The organism is Acinetobacter sp. WCHA29, assembly GCF_002165335.1.
Lineage (GTDB): Bacteria > Pseudomonadota > Gammaproteobacteria > Pseudomonadales > Moraxellaceae > Acinetobacter.
Map to the genome: position 1 here is coordinate 94,224 of NZ_NHRQ01000005.1, position 19,333 is coordinate 113,556.

The 19,333-nt window shown below is 40.6% G+C and carries 17 protein-coding genes; 7 read left to right on the forward strand and 10 right to left on the reverse strand.

Annotation, left to right across the window (positions count from 1 at the left end; translation table 11 throughout):
* Positions 1-11: 11 nt before the first annotated feature.
* Positions 12-2,057: an ATP-dependent DNA helicase RecG gene (gene recG, locus CDG59_RS05650; protein WP_087544105.1), complete on the forward strand. Its 2,046-nt coding sequence runs from the start codon at positions 12-14 to the stop codon at positions 2,055-2,057.
* The gene (locus CDG59_RS05655; protein ID WP_087544107.1) at positions 2,050-2,733 is read left to right on the forward strand and encodes a ComF family protein; all 684 of its coding nucleotides are present in this window, start codon (positions 2,050-2,052) and stop codon (positions 2,731-2,733) included. The genes recG and CDG59_RS05655 overlap by 8 nt, the downstream gene beginning before the upstream one ends.
* Here CDG59_RS05655 and CDG59_RS05660 read toward each other — a convergent pair.
* Positions 2,687-3,082 (reverse strand): NUDIX hydrolase, encoded by a 396-nt coding sequence (locus CDG59_RS05660; RefSeq protein ID WP_087544109.1) that lies wholly within the window; start codon positions 3,080-3,082, stop codon positions 2,687-2,689. The genes CDG59_RS05655 and CDG59_RS05660 overlap by 47 nt on opposite strands.
* A 344-nt stretch (positions 3,083-3,426) precedes the next feature.
* On the opposite strand from CDG59_RS05660, the gene CDG59_RS05665 reads away from it, so the two are divergent.
* Positions 3,427-4,440 carry a CorA family divalent cation transporter gene (locus CDG59_RS05665; RefSeq protein ID WP_087544111.1) on the forward strand — a complete coding sequence of 338 codons (1,014 nt, stop codon included), beginning with the start codon at positions 3,427-3,429 and terminating at the stop codon, positions 4,438-4,440.
* A gap of 42 nt (positions 4,441-4,482) precedes the next feature.
* On the opposite strand, the gene CDG59_RS05670 is transcribed toward CDG59_RS05665, so the two are convergent.
* The 8 genes from CDG59_RS05670 to dxs form a co-directional block, all read right to left on the reverse strand.
* Positions 4,483-4,770 carry a lipid asymmetry maintenance protein MlaB gene (locus CDG59_RS05670; protein ID WP_087544113.1) on the reverse strand — a complete coding sequence of 96 codons (288 nt, stop codon included), beginning with the start codon at positions 4,768-4,770 and terminating at the stop codon, positions 4,483-4,485.
* A gap of 11 nt (positions 4,771-4,781) precedes the next feature.
* Positions 4,782-5,414: a phospholipid-binding protein MlaC gene (locus tag CDG59_RS05675; RefSeq protein WP_087544115.1), complete on the reverse strand. Its 633-nt coding sequence runs from the start codon at positions 5,412-5,414 to the stop codon at positions 4,782-4,784.
* Between the two features lie 19 nt (positions 5,415-5,433).
* On the reverse strand, positions 5,434-6,111 hold the full coding sequence (locus tag CDG59_RS05680) for an outer membrane lipid asymmetry maintenance protein MlaD (RefSeq protein WP_087544117.1): 678 nt from the start codon (positions 6,109-6,111) through the stop codon (positions 5,434-5,436).
* Positions 6,111-6,890: a lipid asymmetry maintenance ABC transporter permease subunit MlaE gene (mlaE, locus tag CDG59_RS05685; RefSeq protein ID WP_004660307.1), complete on the reverse strand. Its 780-nt coding sequence runs from the start codon at positions 6,888-6,890 to the stop codon at positions 6,111-6,113. The genes CDG59_RS05680 and mlaE overlap by 1 nt, the downstream gene beginning before the upstream one ends.
* Entirely contained in the window at positions 6,887-7,705 is an 819-nt protein-coding gene (locus tag CDG59_RS05690) for an ABC transporter ATP-binding protein (RefSeq protein WP_005156344.1), read from the reverse strand. The genes mlaE and CDG59_RS05690 overlap by 4 nt, the downstream gene beginning before the upstream one ends.
* Positions 7,706-8,125: 420 nt before the next feature.
* Entirely contained in the window at positions 8,126-10,048 is a 1,923-nt protein-coding gene (locus CDG59_RS05700) for a DEAD/DEAH box helicase (protein ID WP_087544119.1), read from the reverse strand.
* A gap of 449 nt (positions 10,049-10,497) precedes the next feature.
* Positions 10,498-11,328 (reverse strand): inositol monophosphatase family protein, encoded by an 831-nt coding sequence (locus tag CDG59_RS05705; RefSeq protein ID WP_087544121.1) that lies wholly within the window; start codon positions 11,326-11,328, stop codon positions 10,498-10,500.
* Positions 11,329-11,463: 135 nt separating this feature from the next.
* Positions 11,464-13,359 (reverse strand): 1-deoxy-D-xylulose-5-phosphate synthase, encoded by a 1,896-nt coding sequence (gene dxs / locus CDG59_RS05710; RefSeq protein ID WP_087544122.1) that lies wholly within the window; start codon positions 13,357-13,359, stop codon positions 11,464-11,466.
* Positions 13,360-13,664: 305 nt separating this feature from the next.
* On the opposite strand from dxs, the gene ribA reads away from it, so the two are divergent.
* The 4 genes from ribA (at position 13,665) to aroE (ending at position 16,775) form a co-directional block, all read left to right on the forward strand.
* Positions 13,665-14,267: a GTP cyclohydrolase II gene (gene ribA / locus CDG59_RS05715; RefSeq protein WP_004660293.1), complete on the forward strand. Its 603-nt coding sequence runs from the start codon at positions 13,665-13,667 to the stop codon at positions 14,265-14,267.
* Between the two features lie 40 nt (positions 14,268-14,307).
* Positions 14,308-14,781: a DUF4844 domain-containing protein gene (locus CDG59_RS05720; RefSeq protein WP_087544124.1), complete on the forward strand. Its 474-nt coding sequence runs from the start codon at positions 14,308-14,310 to the stop codon at positions 14,779-14,781.
* Positions 14,782-14,912: 131 nt separating this feature from the next.
* On the forward strand, positions 14,913-15,854 hold the full coding sequence (gene hemF, locus CDG59_RS05725) for an oxygen-dependent coproporphyrinogen oxidase (protein ID WP_087544125.1): 942 nt from the start codon (positions 14,913-14,915) through the stop codon (positions 15,852-15,854).
* A gap of 132 nt (positions 15,855-15,986) precedes the next feature.
* Positions 15,987-16,775, forward strand: coding sequence for a shikimate dehydrogenase (gene aroE / locus CDG59_RS05730; RefSeq protein WP_087544127.1), 789 nt, complete (start codon positions 15,987-15,989; stop codon positions 16,773-16,775).
* Positions 16,776-16,841: 66 nt separating this feature from the next.
* On the opposite strand, the gene CDG59_RS05735 is transcribed toward aroE, so the two are convergent.
* On the reverse strand, positions 16,842-19,166 hold the full coding sequence (locus CDG59_RS05735) for a hypothetical protein (protein WP_087544128.1): 2,325 nt from the start codon (positions 19,164-19,166) through the stop codon (positions 16,842-16,844).
* Between the last annotated feature and the right edge of the window lie 167 nt (positions 19,167-19,333).

Here is a 19,333-nt window from a genome sequence, read left to right on the forward strand (position 1 = left end):
CTTGAATAGAGATGACTTCAATCCAGCAATTACAAGGTGTTGGTGCCGCCGCAGCAACCCTATTAGAAAAGCTTCATATTTTTAGCACGGATGATTTGTTATTTCATCTTCCGCGTGACTATGAAGATCGTAGCACCATTATTCCAATGAATCAGCTGGTTGTTGGACGAAGTTATTTGCTCGAAGGTGAGGTTCGATCCGTAGATTTTCCTCCGGGCAAAAAGAAATCACTTGCAGCCTTATTACAAGATGATTTTGGCAAGGTCACTTTACGGTTTTATCATATTTATAAGGGACTAACTGATCGCATCAAAATGGGACAACAGCTCCGAATATTCGGTGAAGTTCGTGTTGGAGCGCGCGGTCTTGAAATGTATCATCCAGAAATACAAGTCATCCAACAGCATACGCCGTTACCCAAAACCCAACTCACTGCAATTTATCCTAGCACTGAAGGTCTGACGCAGCCTAAATTACGTGAATATATTCGTCAGGCGTTACAACATCATAGCGATGACTTGGCTGAGTTATTACCGACTAAATACAGCAACGGCTATGAACTTAAACAAGCATTAGAATATATTCATGAGCCACCTGTTGATGCCAACATGCAACAACTCAATCAAGGTTCGCATCCTGCCCAACAACGATTAATTTTTGAAGAGCTAGTCGCCCATCAAATTAGCCTATTAACACGCCGTGCCTATATCCGCCAAATTGCTGCACCTCGTTTTGATAGCAGTAAAGTCTTGGCTAAGGCATTATTAGATGGTCTTCCTTTTCAAATGACCAATGCACAAAAACGAGTTTCTAAGGAAATCTTGCAAGATCTCAAGCAAAATCAACCGATGCTCCGCTTAGTCCAAGGTGATGTAGGAGCAGGTAAAACACTCGTTGCAGCAGTTGCAGCCTGCCATGCACTAGAAGCAGACTGGCAAGTTGCACTGATGGCACCGACTGAGATTTTAGCAGAACAACATTATTTAAATTTTAAACGCTGGTTTGAGCCACTAGGCATCCAAGTGGCATGGCTTTCAGGCAAACAAAAAGGCAAAGCACGTACACAAGCTGAACAACAAATTAAACAAGGGCATGCACAACTTATTGTCGGTACGCATGCTTTATTCCAAGATGCCGTGGAATTTTCTAAACTAGGCTTGGTTATTATTGATGAACAACATCGTTTCGGGGTCGATCAACGCCTTGCCCTACGCAACAAGGGCGCAAACCAGTTCACGCCGCATCAGTTGGTGATGACAGCAACCCCCATTCCCCGCACGCTGGCTATGAGTGCCTATGGTGATTTAGATACTTCAATTATTGACGAGCTCCCCCCGGGACGCACCCCAATTCAAACCGTAACAATTCCTTTAGATCGCCGTGAACAAGTCCTGCAACGGATTGCCAGCAACTGTCGTGAAGGTAAACAAGCATATTGGGTCTGCACCTTAGTGGAACAATCTGAGACCCTAGATGCTCAAGCCGCCGAAGCCACCTATCAAGAAATTAAGGAACGCTTTCCAGACATCAATATTGGTCTAGTCCACGGCAAAATGAAAGCAGATGAAAAACAAGCGGTCATGCAAGCTTTTAAAGATAATCAATCACAACTGTTAATTGCCACTACCGTGATTGAGGTTGGCGTCGATGTGCCGAATGCATCCATCATGGTGATTGAAAATGCTGAACGTTTGGGTCTCTCGCAATTGCACCAACTTCGAGGGCGTGTTGGGCGTGGTGCTACCGCTAGTTTTTGCGCTCTACTCTACAAAGTACCTTTGTCTCAAAATGGTCAGGAGCGACTGTCTATTTTACGAGAAAGTAATGATGGCTTCGTAATTGCTGAAAAAGATTTGGAAATACGCGGTCCGGGTGAACTCTTAGGAACAAAACAAACTGGGGATATGGGCTTCCGTGTGGCACGTTTAGAACGTGATGATCATTTACTCACACAAGCCCATTATGTGGCTGAACAAATTCTAAAAGACTATCCACAACATGCTGATGGACTATTAAAACGCTGGCTACCTGAAGCCCCAAGATACGCCTATGTTTAAATTAATTCAAACATCAGCAAAACAAATCTTTGATTATCTAACGCCATGTAGCCTGTGTGATATTGGGATTAGGAAGCAATATGGAGTATGTCAAAGTTGTTGGAATCAGTTACCTTGGTTAAAACAATCCATTCAACGTAATCAACAACAAATATTCGTTGTATGCCATTATCAATATCCGATTGATCGCATCATTCAGCAATTTAAATATGAACAAAAACTGCATCATCAACGACTATTGGAAGGACTGCTACAACAACTCAAGCTTCCTAAAGTTCATGCCGTCGTTCCAATGCCGATTTCAACTGATCGATTAGTTGAACGAGGTTTCAACCAAACGCTGTTACTGGCCCAAGCACTTAGTAAAAGCTTAAATATCCCTATCTGGCAACCTGTACAACGCTTGAATCAACACTCGCAAAAAGGCTTATCGCGCATCGAAAGACTAGAAAATATTGAACAGCAATTTGTGGCTGCGCCGCCCAATCATCTTCGTTATCGCAAAGTCTTGATCGTCGATGATGTCGTCACAACGGGCAGTTCAATTACCGCCTTATCTCAAGTCTTGCAACAACTTGGCTGCCAACAGGTTTATAGTATTTGTTTAGCAGCCCCTATCCGTAATAATGCTAGTTCTCTAAATTTTGCTGACACCATGGAATCACCACTTCTTTAGTCAGTGGTGCCAGTACAGTGGTTTGATCGTCTAAATCAATCCATTTCATCTCTGCAATTTCCGCAGCGATACGTGGTGTTTGTTTCAGTTTCACCTCATAAACATAACTCACTAACAAATGATCAGGCTCATTTGCAGCCGCCGTTTCAAAGCGCCCGATAAACTGTTTGATCTCAGATTCACACGCGATTTCCTCTAAAATTTCACGCTGTATTGCAATTGCAGGCGCTTCATTACTTTCTAGCTTGCCGCCTACTTGCATAAAAGCTTCTGTATTTTGCTTACGAACCAAAAGCAATTGATTTTGCTCATTTAAAATGACAGCGGCAGCGACAGTAATCGTTTTCAATACCCTTTCCTCACACTTAAATTTCAACCGATGAATTCATTACAATAGAACTAAAGAACCATAAATTCGGTATTGTCCTGCTCAGCCATGACTTATCTAGACAACGATAATTTTTTAGATGAATAGAACCGTAATCTGGCAGCCTCACACAAAAAACACATATAGATTTCATACAATTAAAACTGTTTTATATAACTGTCATGCTGATAAAGTAGGCTGTGTAACAAGATTTTTTAGAAATTAACGTTTAGGCAAGTGTTTTTCGTTTCATCCTTGTCTAAAATACACGCTGGTTTTCGGTACAATGCTGAAAATCTCACATTGGCTGCGCGAGGAAAAAAGACATGCTTGAAGCCTTTTATGCCACAGAGCGCGGTAGTCTAGAAGATGCAACAATCAATGGGAGTTTTGATCTCCACCCTGAATTGGTTTGGATTGATCTAATTGCTCCATCTCAAGAAGAACAACAGTGGGTATTTGATGCTTACGAGCGAAACCTACCAACATTAAAATCACTTGAAGACATTTCCTCATCCGCACGATTTTACCGTGATGATGATGGTATCTTGCATATCAGTACATATTTTTTAACAAAGAATAAAAATTATCAGGTCGATGGCGATACAGATGAATCATCTCATATGCTTGCAACAGTACAAACCGTTGCCTTCATTCTGCATAAAGATCGTTTGTTTACCATGCGTGGCGAAAAATTAGTTGCATTTCGTGCCTTCCGTGCGCGTGCACGCCGTAATGATTACGATATGGACTATAAAGATCCCACATGGATCTTGCTTGGTCTGCTTGAGGCCAAGCTGGATGAGCTTGCGGATATCCTTGAAGATATCCACAAAGACTTGGAAAGATACTCAACCGAAGTGTTGAATAACCATCACCGTGAAACCCTGCTCGATCTGGATGACATGATTACACGGCTGGCACAGCAGGAAGATATGCTCGGAAAAGCCCAGCTATGCTTGATTGACCTGCGTAGGGTACTGACCTTTTTATCTCGCCCACGCGCTTTGGGCAGCCATATTTATGATGCCGACATTCGGGAGTTAAGTGAGGATGTTCGCTCACTGGTGGAACATGATGCTTTCCTATTCCAGAAAGTACGCTTCTTACTGGATACCACATCAGGTTTTATTAACACCGAACAGAATGACACAATTCGTCGATTCTCGATCTTACCAAGTATGCTTGCCCCTCCGATGCTGATTGCTAGTATTTATGGCATGAACACTGAGGTCTTACCTTTCGCACATGGTAGTCTGAGTTTCTGGATTGTAGCGAGTATCCTGATGGCGTTCCTTGTACTCCCAATGGTGTACTTCCGCTGGAAGAAATGGATTTAATAAAAAAGCACCTTGCGGTGCTTTTTTATTACAAGACTTTTTTCATATCAATTTCAAATCATCTTGCAAATGACAGGCTTGGATGATTTTCAGCATCTTATCAGACACATTTTTAAAATGCAGCCCTTTACTTTCAGGTGTCTGACGCAGCCATTGCACCAATACCGCTAAAGAAAGGGTATTTCCTTGTTCAAGCTGACCCAGATCAACAATGAGAGGAAAACTCTTATGTTGCTGGATATGCTTTAAACCTGCTCGATAAACCTGTTGTGCATTCGAGAAATCAATTGTTTTTGAAACAATTAATTGCTGATCAATATACTGAATCACCCGTCACCTACTTATTTTTTATTAACAGCAGCATCTGCATCTGGCTTAAAGGTTGCAATCGCTTTATTCAGATCACCACCATTGCGCTGAACAGTAGCAGCAAACTGATTACGGAATTGCAAGCCTAAATCAATACCAGAGACATTAATATTACGGACTTTCCATTGGTCGCCTTTATCTGTCAACTGGAACGATACAGGGATTTTCTCACCATTATGTAAGAAGTCTAATGTAACAACGGGATTCTTACTATTGGTCGACTTAAAAGGACGCATAGTATAACTTTGATTGGTATATTTAGCGAAAGCACCACCATAGTTTTCAATAATCACCGCACGGAAATTTTGTTCAAACTGAGCACGTTGCGCAGCAGTTGTATATTGATTGTTTGCATACGTACCTAATACGATACGTGTAAATGCTTGTGAATCAACATACGGATCAAGGTTTTGACGAATAATCGATTTAACTAAAGCAGGATTACTTTGTAATTTCGCATGATCTGCTTTTAGACGTGTAATTAAACCATCAGCCACACGTTTAACAAAATCAGGTGGGGTTTCTGTTGGTGCTGCAAATGCAGCACTCACAAGCATGGTTGATAATACACTTGCTGTTAACGTCTGTTTCAATAATGTATTCACTTCAATCTCCTAACCTGAATTACTCAACAAATGATGGTTCTGCTTCAGTAGCAACTGGCTGCGATGCCGAACTCTCTGAAGTTGTTGAGCTTGATGTGGCTTTACCAGCACCACCAGTAATAAATTTACTGATCAAATCTTCTAAATCCATTGTACCTTGGGTATTTGAAACAACATCACCACGCTTTAGGTAATTCACACCACCACCTGGTACAACTTTCAAATACTTCTCACCCAGTAAGCCATTGGTTGCAACCATAATATAAGCATCCTCATCCAAACTGGTGATGGAGGTCATGTTACTGATAAGTTGCTGTTCCATTGCTTTTTGTTTCGCAGCATCAGCTTGTTGATAATCTGAGCTATAACGCAATTCTTCTAAGGCATTTTTCTGCACTTCTTTTAATTGCTCAGTATTAAAGCTGGTTAATTTACCATCCAAATCAAACTTAACTGTTGCTAAACGTGTTACTGGATCAAGCGTAATAGATTCTACACGACCAATGGTCACACCACTCATGGACACCTTTGCTCGTGGTTTTAAACCATTTACGTTATCAAACTGCGCTGTCATGCTATAGCTATCACGTAGATTTGTACCCACTAAACCACTAACTTTCATCGCAAGAAAAAATAGAGCGATACCGAAGATAATCACAAAAATACCTACGGCCAGCTCACTAGTACGTGATTTCATTAAATCCCTCCGAACATGACCGCAGTCAACACGAAATCAAAACCTAATACACAAAGTGAAGAATATACGACCGTTCTGGTCATCGAAGTCGCGATACCCTCTGGTGTTGGATCACAAGCATAACCTTGATAGACCGCAACCCATGTACAAATCAGCGCAAAAACAATACTTTTAATAATAGTGCCATTAAAAATATCATGCCCAAACTGAACTGTACTTTGCATACCACCCCAGAAAGAACCTTCATCAGCACCTAAAAAATCTACGCCAACCAACTTGCCGCCAATGATACCGATCGTTGCAAAAATCACAGTCAACATCGGCAAACTCACAATACCTGCCCACAAACGCGGAGCCACAATTTGACGAAGTGGATCAACGCCAATCATTTCCATACTGGCCAATTGTTCACTCTGTTTCATTGACCCAATTTCGGCAGTGAGAGCCGAGCCTGCGCGCCCTGCAAATAGTAATGCAGCAACAACCGCAGCAAGTTCACGTAACAAAGTTAACGAAATCGCAGTCCCTAACATAGCTTCACTACCAAAAGTGACCAAAATGCTATACATCTGTAAGCCAAGGACAGCGCCAATAAACAAACCTGACACAGCAATAATCAGCAGAGACATGACCCCAACACGATGCATTTGATAGACAAAGCGTTGAAAGCCACCCTTTGAAGGCGCTGAAAATAAAATCTGGATGAGCATAAGTGATGCTGCACCTATCCCCTTTATTCGCTCAATAACGAGTCTACCTAACCAGGCAATCGTATTCATGCACGAACCTCGTTATCTAAATATGCTTGATGAGTAAATTGATATTCAACAGGACCCTCAGCTGAGCCTGTTAAAAATTGACGTACAAATGGGGAAGCATGTGCCTGTAGCTGCTCAGGTGAACCTTCACCCTGAATTTTGCCTTCAGCAACCACATAAATATAATCAGCAATCGATAATGTCTCTGCGACATCATGCGAGACAATAATTGTTGTTAAGTCTAAAGCTTCACGCAAAGAACGAATCAATCGTGTTAGAACACCTTTAACAATTGGATCTTGGCCAGCGAATGGCTCATCATACATAATCAATTCTGGATCAAGTGCAATCGCACGCGCTAAGGCAACACGACGATTCATACCTCCTGAAAGTTCAGATGGCATTAAGGGTTCAGCACCACGTAGCCCAACCGACTCCAACTTTAAAGCGACTAACTCAGCAATCAAATGTTCTGGTAATTGTGTATGCGCACGAATAGGAAATGCAACATTTTCATAAACTGACATATCAGTAAATAACGCACCACTCTGGAATAACATCCCCATACGTGCGCGTGCAGCAAACAAGTCTGGACGAGACATGGCTGCAATATTCTTACCATCGAGCAATACTTCACCATGATCAGGGATTAACTGCCCACCAATCAAACGGAGCAAAGTGGTCTTACCTGTTCCTGAAGGTCCCATAATTGCAGTAATTTGACCACGTCGAATTTTAAGACTGACATCATCATAAATGACGCGTTCCCCTCGGTTAAAGCTCAAGTTTTTAACTTCAATGAGGGCTTCAGCATCGAGAGGAGATTTGTTATTCATACTGGCATTCATTCCTGCACTTTTTATGCACGCATACTATACACTGAAAGATTAAGCGCTTGTTTTTATTTTGATATGCTACGTATGAAGATTATTAATTTATGTAATTGTTCTTTTTATCAACTTCTGTGCTCAACTCATGTTGTGAGCTTGCATTCAAAGAATCGGTATTATTGCGTGCAATAAGTGCATATGCAAAAAACAACCCATTACAAAGCATTAAAATAACAAATAGACATGGCAACCCTTCACCACAAATGAATGACCATATTTGACTTAAAAGACTTTTATTTTGTTTAAGTTTATTCATTTCTTCTATAAAATTTGAATTAGTATACATTTTTATAATTTTACATGACTAATCCTAAATAAAAAAGCCAGTTTTTCAACTGGCTTCTTCATTTTATCGGTTTTTAATGATTAGAAATCGTTTTTACGACGACGGTCGCCACCGAAAGTTTCTTCACGTGTACCGCGTACTGGACGATCTTCACCAAATTTACGCTTAGGACGGTCTTCACCACCGAATGTACGTTTTGGACGATCTTCACCACCGAAACTACGTTTTGGACGGTCACCAAAACCACCTTCACGTTGTGGGCGATCACCAAAATCGCGCTTTGGACGGTCGCCGAAGCTACCTTCACGACGTGGTTTGTAATCTACACGGTTACCACGGTTGTCATCATTCGAATCAAAACGCGGTTTATCATTGAAACCACCTTCACGACGCGGGCGATCTGAATTGAACTCGCGACGTGGACGGTCTTCACCACCAAAACTACGCTTTGGACGATCTTCAAAACCACCTTCACGACGTGGGCGATCTGAATTGAACTCGCGACGTGGACGGTCTTCACCACCGAATGATGGACGTTCACCACGTGGTTTATCATCAAAATTACGACGTGGACGGTCGTCAAAACCACCTTCACGACGTGGACGATCAGAATTGAATTCGCGACGTGGACGATCTTCACCACCAAATGATGGACGTTCACCACGTGGTTTATCATCAAAGCTACGACGTGGACGATCTTCACCGCCTTCACGACGTTTGAAATTGCTTTCGCCTTCAAAACGACGACCGCCACCAAAACCACCACGACCACGACCGCCGCCATCACGACCACCGCGACCGCGACCGCCACCATCACGACCTGAACGAGCAGGAGGTGGAGATGGCTCTAAACCTTCAATTTCAGATACATTTAAACGTGCATCTAAGTAATCTTCTAACGCACGGATTTTGCCACGCTCGCGATAAGTCGCAAGTGTAATCGCCTGACCTGTACGACCTGCACGACCTGTACGACCAATACGGTGTACATAATCTTCGTTTTTCATCGGTAAACCGAAGTTAATCACGTGAGAAATAGTTGGTACGTCTAAACCACGTGCTGCTACGTCAGTTGCAACTAAGATTTTTGCACGACCTTCACGGATGCTGCGTAAACGACGGTTACGAACGGTTTGTGGCATAGCACCATGCAATGCAACAACTGAGTGACCTGCTTCAGCCAATTCTTCAGCAAGCATATCTGTATCTTCTTGCGTGCTTGCAAAGACAACAGCTTGATCTACTGACTCGTCAGACAACCAGTGAGTAAGTAATTTTTTCTTATGCTCAAAGCCATCTGTCCAATGTAATGTTTGTGTTACATCAGTGTTAGTGCTGTGACCAGTCTCAATTGCGATACGTTGTGGATCATTCATCATACGTTCAGCAAGACGAATAATACGATCAGCAAAAGTCGCAGAGAACATTAATGTTTGATTACGGTTTGCAGCTAACTCACCAATTGCTTCTAAATCTTCAGAGAAGCCTAGATCAAGCATACGGTCAGCTTCGTCGACGATTAACGATTCAACTTTATCAAGTTTCAATTGGCGACGATTTACCAAGTCAAGCAAACGACCTGGCGTTGCAACAATCACTTGTGCACCTTTAAGCTGTTGAATTTGCTTACCAAAAGGCATACCACCCATGATTGCAGCAATACGAACACCTTTCATATGACGTACAAATGCAATCGCATCTTGGCTTACTTGTTGAGCCAATTCACGCGTAGGACATAAAACCAAGATGCTTGGTTGAGTCACAGCTTTCATGCGTTCTTTAAATGGCACAAAAGTTTCCTGACCTGCCAAAGCATTTAATGTAGGGAGTAAAAATGCTGCAGTTTTACCAGAACCTGTCTGGCTTGAAACTAATAAATCTTTTCCATCTAACGCAGCTGGAATCGCTTGTTCTTGCACAGGAGTTGGACTTGTAAAACCTAAACCTTCTAGGGCTTGTTGTAAGGTTTCGTGCAAAGAAAATTCGGCAAAAGTTTTGCTCATAGAGAGTTTCACCCTAATGGGTGCTCCATTTTAATAAATACAAAAAATAGACATCGGCAAAAAGCGGCAAAGCGACTCAAGCTGAAAATAGATGAAGTTCAGCGGCAATCCGAATAACGACGATGTGGACTAAACGCACGCTTGATTACTGCCTCAACCTGAAGAATCGCTAAGCGATTTGGGCGCAAGATATGGTCCTCTCTATGGACAGCGTGCGCTAATATGAATAGAACTGAATGTTCAGGTAATGAACTGGAATTTAAGTGCGTGGGCGGATTATAGCAGAATAATTTTAAAAGTCACCCTTTTTAATAGGTTTTTCTATTGGGTCACCTTTATTATTTTTATCTGACCGATTAAAGAAGATGAAAGTATAAAAATAACTCCTTCATTATTATCAGATCATAATTAAAAACCCTCAAATTATTGAGGGTTTTTTAATCTAAAATTTATTTTGCAGCATCGCCCCAAGCTGGAACAACTGTTTGCATCAGTGGTTTTAACATTTTCAATGAGCAAGCAAGTACTTGACCATTATCAAATGATTCATTACCACCACGAGCATCCACAACCACACCGCCCGCTTCTTTCACGATTAATTCGCCCGCAGCGATATCCCATGGTTTTAAGCCAAGCTCAAAGAAACCATCAAAACGACCCGCAGCAACATATGCCAAGTCTAAAGCAGCTGAGCCGCCACGACGAATTTGCGCGCCAGATTTAGTCACTGCCAATAACGAAGCAAAGTGTTGCTCTGCATAAGAAACAATTTCCCCGTTACGCTTCGCACGATAAGGATGACCTACCGCAAGGAATGTGCTTTCTAAAGAGTCTTTAACATTGACACGGATACGGCGTTGGTTCATGACTGCGCCACGACCACGGCTTGCAGAGAATAATTCATCACGCACTGGATCATAGATCACACCGTGCTGAGTTACGCCTTTATGTTGTACTGCGATAGAAATACAGAAATGAGGGAAACCGTTGATAAAGTTTTGAGTACCATCTAAAGGATCAATCACCCAGCACCAATCTGCATCGTGACCTTTACCTTCTTGCATGCCAAACTCTTCACCAAGGAAGCTGTGGTTTTTATAGCTTTTGCGAAGTGTATCAATTGTAAGTTGTTCCAAGTAACGATCAACACGTGTTACTGGACCATCAATGCCTTTTTCTTCAACTTGTAAATCGAGTTTATGACGATTTTGATGTGCCTTTAAAAGCTCTTGACCAACTGTTTGAGCCGCACGCGCAGCCATAACCACCATAGGTTCCATTGAACACCCACTACAAATTTGAAGATTTTGACAAAGAATAATGCATAAAAGCCCTCATATTCTATCAAATATAAGGGCTTTTAGGTAAAAAATGTTTGCGAAAGATTATTTTCTAATTTACAAAGCGTTAGCGATCTATAACCAAGCTTTCTCAATTGAAGCAAAAATCCCTTGTCCATCTAAACCACAATCTGCAAGCATTTGCTGATGAGTTGCTTGATGTAAAAATGTATCACGCAAACCGAGATTTACAATTGGCTTTAAAATTCGAGCATGTGCTAAAAATTCATTTACTGCACTTCCCGCACCCGCCATAACCGCATGTTCTTCTACAGTCACAAAAAGTTTTGTGTCTGCAGCTAAGTCACGAAGTATCTGCTCATCTAATGGTTTTACAAACCGCATGTTGACCACACGTACGGCAACCGAATGTTTACTTGCAAATAATTCTGCTGCTTCAACTGATGCTGCAACACGACTACCAAAAGCAAGGATACTGATCTGCTGATCTACGTCCTGATTAAATTGCGCAACGATTTCAGCTTTACCAATTTCTAAAGCAGTCATTTGCTGTTGAATTTCAGCACCTGTACCAACACCACGTGGATAACGTACGGCAGTTGGTCCATTATAGTGATATGCCGTATGCAACATCTGGCGACATTCATTTTCATCTTTTGGTGCCATGATCACCATGTTAGGTACAGTACGCATATAGGCATAATCATATGCACCTGCATGGGTCGGACCATCTTCACCGACCAAACCAGCACGATCAATCCCAAAAGTGACATCTAGATTTTGCAAAGCAACATCATGGATCAATTGATCATAACCACGTTGTAAAAAGGTCGAATAGATTGCTACAACAGGTTTTAAACCTTCACACGCCATACCCGCTGCTAAAGTCACTGCATGTTGTTCAGCAATCGCAACGTCAAAGAAACGTTCAGGGTATTGCTTTGCAAACTGAACCATCCCTGAACCTTCACACATTGCTGGGGTGATTGCGAGTAAACGATCATCTTGCGCTGCTTCATCACATAACCATTGTCCAAACACATCTGAGTATTTAGGCGGTGATTTTTTTGCAGGAGCAGATGCTGTAGGTGCAATTTTAGTAATCGCATGATAGGTAATCGGGTCTGCTTCAGCTGGCGCAAATCCTTTACCCTTTTTGGTATAAATATGAACTAAACGAGGGCCTTTACGTTTTTTTAGCGCATGGAAAACTTGTGTGAGTTGTTCAACATCATGTCCATCAAATGGCCCAAAATAATCAAAACCAATCGCTTTAAATAAGTTATCCGCAGCATCTGTTGCAGATTGATGTAACCGTGAGTTATAAGTCCACTTCGGATGTGGCTGAACATAGGCTTGACCATGTTCGTCGACATTCACCAGTTGACCTGTTTCCCAAATTGCAGCTAAATGTCTTGCAAAACCGCCAGTACTGCATGAAATCGACATATCGTTATCATTTAAAACAACGATCAGATCAGCATCATGTGCAACCGCATCATTCATGGCTTCAAATGCCATACCTGCTGTCATTGCACCATCACCAACAATTGCAACCACATCACACGGATCTTTTTGATAACGACGCGCAAGCGACATTCCTAGACCCGCAGAAATTGCTGTTGACGAATGTCCTACACCAAAGGTATCAAATTCAGATTCTTCACGCGCAGGGAAAGCAGCTAAACCATCTTTACTACGAATCGTAGTAATTCGCTCACGACGCCCCGTCAGTACTTTATGTGGATATGCTTGATGACCCACATCCCAAACTAAACGATCATCTGGTGTATTGAAACAGTAGTGCAAAGCAACTGTCAGTTCAATCACACCTAAATTTGCGCCAAAGTGGCCACCGCTTTGCCCTGCCGCATACAAAATATATTGACGCAACTCATCCGCCACTTGTGCGAGTTGGCTTTGCTCGAGCTGACGTAATTGTTGTGGATGATCAATTCCATCTAACAATGGCGTAACAGGACGTTGAGTTGGAATTTCGGTATACAACATAATGTGGCAAAGCCTTTTTAAGCCTGGCAAATCCGAAGCTGGGTTAAATGGGGACAATCATACAATTAAATACGATCTACCTTCAATCAGCCACATGTGCGAATGATGTAGTGCTGAACATTCTCAAGCCAATCTTAAACAACTGACTTACAGATTATCCTGAATTATGTCACTGTTTATCAACCATTATTGTGTGCTTTCTATGAAAAAGAAAAACTTATGTGAAAAATCAGAACTTGCAATTCACTCAATCTTCACACATTAAGCTATACTTTGACAGTTTTTACTAACATAGCGAGCTCTCTGTGCCGATTGAATTTATTGCAACATCAAAGCTACCAACTGCTTTTGGTGACTTCAATATTTCTGTGTTTCAAGACCCTCAAACAGGCGAAGAACATGTGGCGCTTTCTAAAGGTTTAGAAACTCCCCCAACAGGACCTGTTTTAGTCCGTATTCATTCAGAATGCTTAACAGGTGATGCTTTCGCTTCATTAAAGTGTGACTGTGGTCCTCAATTACAAGCGACTCAACGTTTGATTAATGAAGCAGGTCAAGGTGTGATTTTATATCTACGCCAAGAAGGTCGTGGGATTGGTTTAACGAATAAAATTCGCGCCTATGCTTTACAAGATCAAGGGCATGATACAGTTGATGCTAACTTATTGTTAAATCTTCCTGCTGATGCGCGTCGTTATGATATGTGTAGCATTATGCTGGATCATCTACAAATTAAAGAAGTTAAGTTAATTACGAATAACCCGTTAAAACTTAAAGCCCTAACTGATTTAGACATTAATGTGGTTGAGCGTGTACCGTTAACAGTAGGTCGTAACCCATTTAATGAACAATATTTAAAGACCAAACGTGAGCGTATGGATCATCTCTATCAAAAAGATGACTTCTAAATGTAGAGTCATCGCACTCATTAAAAGAGTATTTATTAATATGAAATTATTAAATATTTTCTTAGTAACAGGTCTCCTGTTACTAAGTGGCTACACTCAAGCGAATGAGCATAAAGCACCCCCTTTAAATACTAAAATTATCAATCAATTACATAAGTTTAAACAGCAAGATCATTTTTTAAGTGATGGCTATCTATATACAGGCGTTCAAGATAATCAATTGAAAAGAGTATTAAATCAAAAAGTAGCTCAGACTGCTGAAGCGTACATCCAGCTTTATCAGCACTCGGATCAACCAAGTAAAGAACAGCTACTGAAAATACTTTCTGTAGGTATCCATCAAATTGATCCTGACTCACTTGATACAGATGATAGAGAGCAAGTTGCAGGTACATTTGAACATTTTTTAGATATTACTGGCTTGGAAAGTTCTGAAGGTATTTTAAATACTTGGCTATATAACGAAGAAATTAATAGTCTTATCGAAAAGAATCGCGCTGCGCAGTCTAAATAAAAAGTATTCTTGGCTCTCCAAACTTTTCATCCTAAATCATGTATCTGAATATAGATTCAAAAATTCCTTACTTTTTTTATGGTTTTATGTTTTGATGTAAGTAATTCTTAGATATTATCAAGAGGATCATCATGCAGCATCCAACTTCAGCTGATATTCAACGTGTTCGCGAGTTTTTACTCGACTTACAAGCACGTATTTGTGCAGGATTAGAACAACAGGAACGTGCAGGCGGTGGTACCGCTGAATTTATCATTGATGATTGGCAACGAACCGAAGGTGGCGGTGGTCGCTCTCGCGTTTTGCAAAATGGTGAAGTGATTGAAAAAGGCGGAGTGATGTTTTCCCACATCAACATCAGTAAACTTCCTGCTTCTGCAACGGAACGCCATCCTCAAATCGCAGGTGCAAAAGCACAAGCGTTGGGCGTTTCTTTAGTGATTCATCCTAAAAATCCCAATATCCCAACTTCACATGCAAATGTACGTTTATTTGTTGCTGAACCTGAGGGTCAAGACCCTGTTTGGTGGTTTGGCGGTGGCTTTGATCTCACACCTTTCTATCCAGATGATCAAGATATTCAAAACTGGCATCAAACCGCTTATGACTTATGCCGACCATTTGGCGAACATGTTTATGCTGAACATAAACAATGGTGTGATGATTATTTCTACTTAAAACATCGTGATGAACAACGTGGTGTGGGTGGTTTATTCTTTGACGATTTAAATCAATGGGACTTCGAAACTTGCTTTAAATATATTCAAGCCGTTGGTAATGGTTATTTAGAAGCAATCTTGCCTATTTTTGAAAAGCATCGTGAACAGCCTTACACCGAAGCTCAGCGTGAATTCCAATTGTATCGTCGTGGTCGCTATGTTGAATATAATTTAGTCTACGACCGTGGTACGTTGTTTGGCCTGCAAACAGGTGGACGTATTGAATCCATTTTAGTGAGTTTACCGAATCTTGCAGGCTGGTCGTATCGCCCTGAATGGGATGAAAACTCGCCTGAAAAACGTCTCACCGATTATTATTTAAAACCAAGAGATTGGTTGAGTTTAAATAAGTAATTGACCGTAATTATTCAAAGCACCTGAATTTAGGTGCTTTTTTGTACCTAAAGATTATCGTATATTGTCTCAGCATAAGCATTCAAATATGTTTAATAGCCTCTGTCCCCTCTTTCAACTTTGGATAAAAGTATGACCAAACAATTTGCTGTCATTGGGAATCCGATTGAACAATCCCGCTCACCAGAATTGCATCATGCTTTTGCAGCAAAAACAGGAGTTGATTTAAACTATAAAAAAATTCTTGCACCCTTAGATGGTTTTGAAAGCACAACAAAAGATTTTTTTGCTCATGATGGCATTGGAATGAATGTAACTGTGCCGTTTAAAGAGCAGGCATTTGCTTTATGTGATCAACTTACTGAACGTGCCAAAATTGCAAAAGCTGTGAACACCTTGTGGATGCAAGATGGCAAACTGTTTGGAGATAATACCGATGGTCAGGGTTTAGTTGCCGCCATTCAAGCCTTAGGTTGGGACCTTAAAAATAGTCGCATTTTAATCTTAGGTGCTGGTGGTGCAACACGTGGTGTCATTTATCCTTTAGTACAAGCAGGTGCAAAGCAGATTGTCATTGCCAATCGTACACTTGCTCGAGCTGAACAATTGGTCTCAGATTTAAAAGATGCCGTGCCGCAGGCGCAACTCTCAGCGCTCAGCTTGGAGCAACTCGCTGGTGAATTTGATTTTGTCATCAATGCCACTTCTGCCAGCTTAACTGGTGATACTTTACAGCTTCCTGAATGCTTGGTTTTTCACCATGCTTATGAAATGGCTTATGGCAAACCTTCAAGCTTTTTGGATCAAGCTCAAGAGCGTCAAGTTCCATCAACAGATGGTTTTGGTATGTTGGTGGGTCAAGCAATTGAAGCTTTTTCTATTTGGAATGGGGTCAAACCTGAATTAAAAGATTTCTTATAACCCATCTATAAATTAGTAAGCAAAAAAGAACCTGCATTGCGCAGGTTCTTTTCAAGTAATCGCCAATTATTTTGCCGTTAGCATTTTCAAATACACTTCTTTAAAGATTTCATAATCAATAAATTCATTGTGTTCAATCTTTAATGATTTAATGCTCTTTTCAGATAACTGATTTTTACGTGCATCGACATATACTTGTCCCAAAATCGTTGCGGTTTGTGCTAATAGTAGTTTTTCCTCACTCGAAACTCCATTATCACGCTCAAATTGAACTTGATACTGTTGAGCAAATAGCTGCTGTGGCTGCTTATATTGAGCTTGTAGCTTTTTCCAAGCTTGACGATCTTTATCACCATGCATCGCATCATTTACAATACGATTAACAGCTTGTCCCAACTTGTCATCAAACTCATCATCTTGCTCAAGATGATGTTTCTTCTGTAATGCTTCAATGCTCTTCAACGCCTTACCTTGTGGGTTATAGATGTCATCTGTGGCATACCAATAGGCATAAACAGCCGCAATTTCCTGCAATTCCTGACTTGTATAACGTTGTGCAATTTCTGCTTTATTTTCTATCAGCTTGGCAATAAATACCGCTTTAAATGTTTGCTCATAACTGTGTGTTGCATCATATCGCTGTTTTGCAATGACCTTGAGTTGATCCTCTAAAGATAACGTATAAGGTTCAACTGAACGCTCTTGAATGCCAGTCTGTCCCAGTTTCTCTGAGAAACTGCCGATTGCTTGTTCCAACATTGAACCTTTACTTGCTTCAGCCCATGTTTTCGCTCGTTTCAATTGAGCCTGATCAATTGGCGTTGCTTGGCCATAATTGGAAATCAACATATCTGCTTTAAGATTAAAACGAGACTTCAGTTCAGGGAGTGCATAATTCAAATCATAATCAATTTTAACTGCTCGCCCTTGTGCATCTAAACCAATATCCATGGTAAATGGATTACGTTTGTCTTGAGGAGGCAATGCTTTTTCAATCTCAGCCTGATGCTTAATCCATAGTGCTTTAAATGCCTGATCATTAACAAATTGATTTTCATCATATACAGCAAATTCTTTTTCTACGCTTTGTAATTTTTCAACATAAGATAGAAAACCTGATTCGGCTTTTTTCGCATTAAAAACATCAATATCGTAAATACTTTCACAATACTGTGCATCTCCATAAGCAGCCTGTTGAGCATTCTGAAGCGCTGTACATTGGGCCTCTGTTAAACCTTGCTCATCTTCCGAGGAAGAAGCTGCATCTGCGGCAGCATCAGCTGATTCTGAATCGTCAGTGACTATCCCAGCTTTGGCAGCATCCATCGCTTGCTGCGCTGCATCGGATACCTTTGGATCAGCTTCATCTTCAACACCAAAGTGCTGATTCACTAAACGATATAATTGCTGACTGACGACACTTGCATCATCTGCGGAATCTTTACTCGCTAATATGGATGCCGCTGCATCAGGCTTGGTTTTGCTTACAGCATTGGTTTCATCAGCAATCAGCTTTTCTAAGTTTTGTTCTTTAATATTTAAAATGCTTTGCATTAAATATTTTTCATTCACTTTGCTGTACAAATTCGCTTGTAAAATTAATTCTTCAATCGATGTTTTTAAGCGAATTTTTTCGACTACTCCTAAATTTCGATCAGCAGCGGAGACAGACAATGCTTGAATGTTATTTTGATCAGCTAAACGGTAATACACAGCACTTGAAGCTTTCACATACTCTGCAAATTTTTTGTAATCCACTTGCTTAAACATTGCCTGATATTTTGAAAAATCCAAATAAGCTAAATTATTTTGATTTTCTTTGTTCACCAAATACGGCATCAAAGCAAAGTAATTGATATAAAACTTATAATTATTTAAATCTAGAACCATCGGCACTTTTGCTTGAACTAACAAGGTTGGTTTTTCATAACGTGCTGTCAGATTAAACGAACCCATTTTCTGACGATAATGCACAGAACCATCATATTCAAATTGCATATCATTCAATATATTGGCTATGATCCGAGCAAATTTATCAGCTTTAGAACCACCAGAACTTTTGGGCTGTTGTGCCAAAGCATTATAGAGTGCCTGCTTCTGTTTGCTGTTTAAATTAACCTTTTGCTCTTGTAAATATTGATCCACTTTTTGTTTGAGTGCTGCATCTAAGGTTGCCTTTTCTGACGAGGTGTTTGATTTATTTTGATCTAGGTCGACATGAACTTTAAATTTGCCACGATAATCGTAACTCGGATATTCATACATTGCATTCAGACTATTAATTGCCTTTTGCTCTAAATTCTGAGAACCTGAATTGGTTTTAATGACATGCTGTGAACATGCAGAAAGACTAAGACCTAACAAGCATAATGTTAAATATTTTAAATGCATAGCTTTACCAAACACCCTTATATCGTTATATTTTCAACTATAAAATAGATCATTTTTCACATATAATATATGCGAAGACTCTAACAGAAAAATGATTTTCTTACTCACAACTCATTTCGAAAATTAGCTTTTCTGACAATTTTTTCCCTAGAGTTTATCAATGTATT

Bases quoted from the DNA above. Each gene is read 5' to 3' on its own strand.
- recG (WP_087544105.1), top strand. From the start codon at position 12: ATGACTTCAATCCAGCAATTACAAGGTGTTGGTGCCGCCGCAGCAACC.
- CDG59_RS05655 (WP_087544107.1), top strand. From the start codon at position 2,050: ATGTTTAAATTAATTCAAACATCAGCAAAACAAATCTTTGATTATCTA.
- CDG59_RS05665 (WP_087544111.1), top strand. From the start codon at position 3,427: ATGCTTGAAGCCTTTTATGCCACAGAGCGCGGTAGTCTAGAAGATGCA.
- CDG59_RS05680 (WP_087544117.1), bottom strand. From the start codon at position 6,111: ATGAAATCACGTACTAGTGAGCTGGCCGTAGGTATTTTTGTGATTATC.
- mlaE (WP_004660307.1), bottom strand. From the start codon at position 6,890: ATGAATACGATTGCCTGGTTAGGTAGACTCGTTATTGAGCGAATAAAG.
- CDG59_RS05690 (WP_005156344.1), bottom strand. From the start codon at position 7,705: ATGAATAACAAATCTCCTCTCGATGCTGAAGCCCTCATTGAAGTTAAA.
- CDG59_RS05700 (WP_087544119.1), bottom strand. From the start codon at position 10,048: ATGAGCAAAACTTTTGCCGAATTTTCTTTGCACGAAACCTTACAACAA.
- CDG59_RS05705 (WP_087544121.1), bottom strand. From the start codon at position 11,328: ATGGAACCTATGGTGGTTATGGCTGCGCGTGCGGCTCAAACAGTTGGT.
- dxs (WP_087544122.1), bottom strand. From the start codon at position 13,359: ATGTTGTATACCGAAATTCCAACTCAACGTCCTGTTACGCCATTGTTA.
- CDG59_RS05720 (WP_087544124.1), top strand. From the start codon at position 14,308: ATGAAATTATTAAATATTTTCTTAGTAACAGGTCTCCTGTTACTAAGT.
- hemF (WP_087544125.1), top strand. From the start codon at position 14,913: ATGCAGCATCCAACTTCAGCTGATATTCAACGTGTTCGCGAGTTTTTA.
- aroE (WP_087544127.1), top strand. From the start codon at position 15,987: ATGACCAAACAATTTGCTGTCATTGGGAATCCGATTGAACAATCCCGC.
- CDG59_RS05735 (WP_087544128.1), bottom strand. From the start codon at position 19,166: ATGCATTTAAAATATTTAACATTATGCTTGTTAGGTCTTAGTCTTTCT.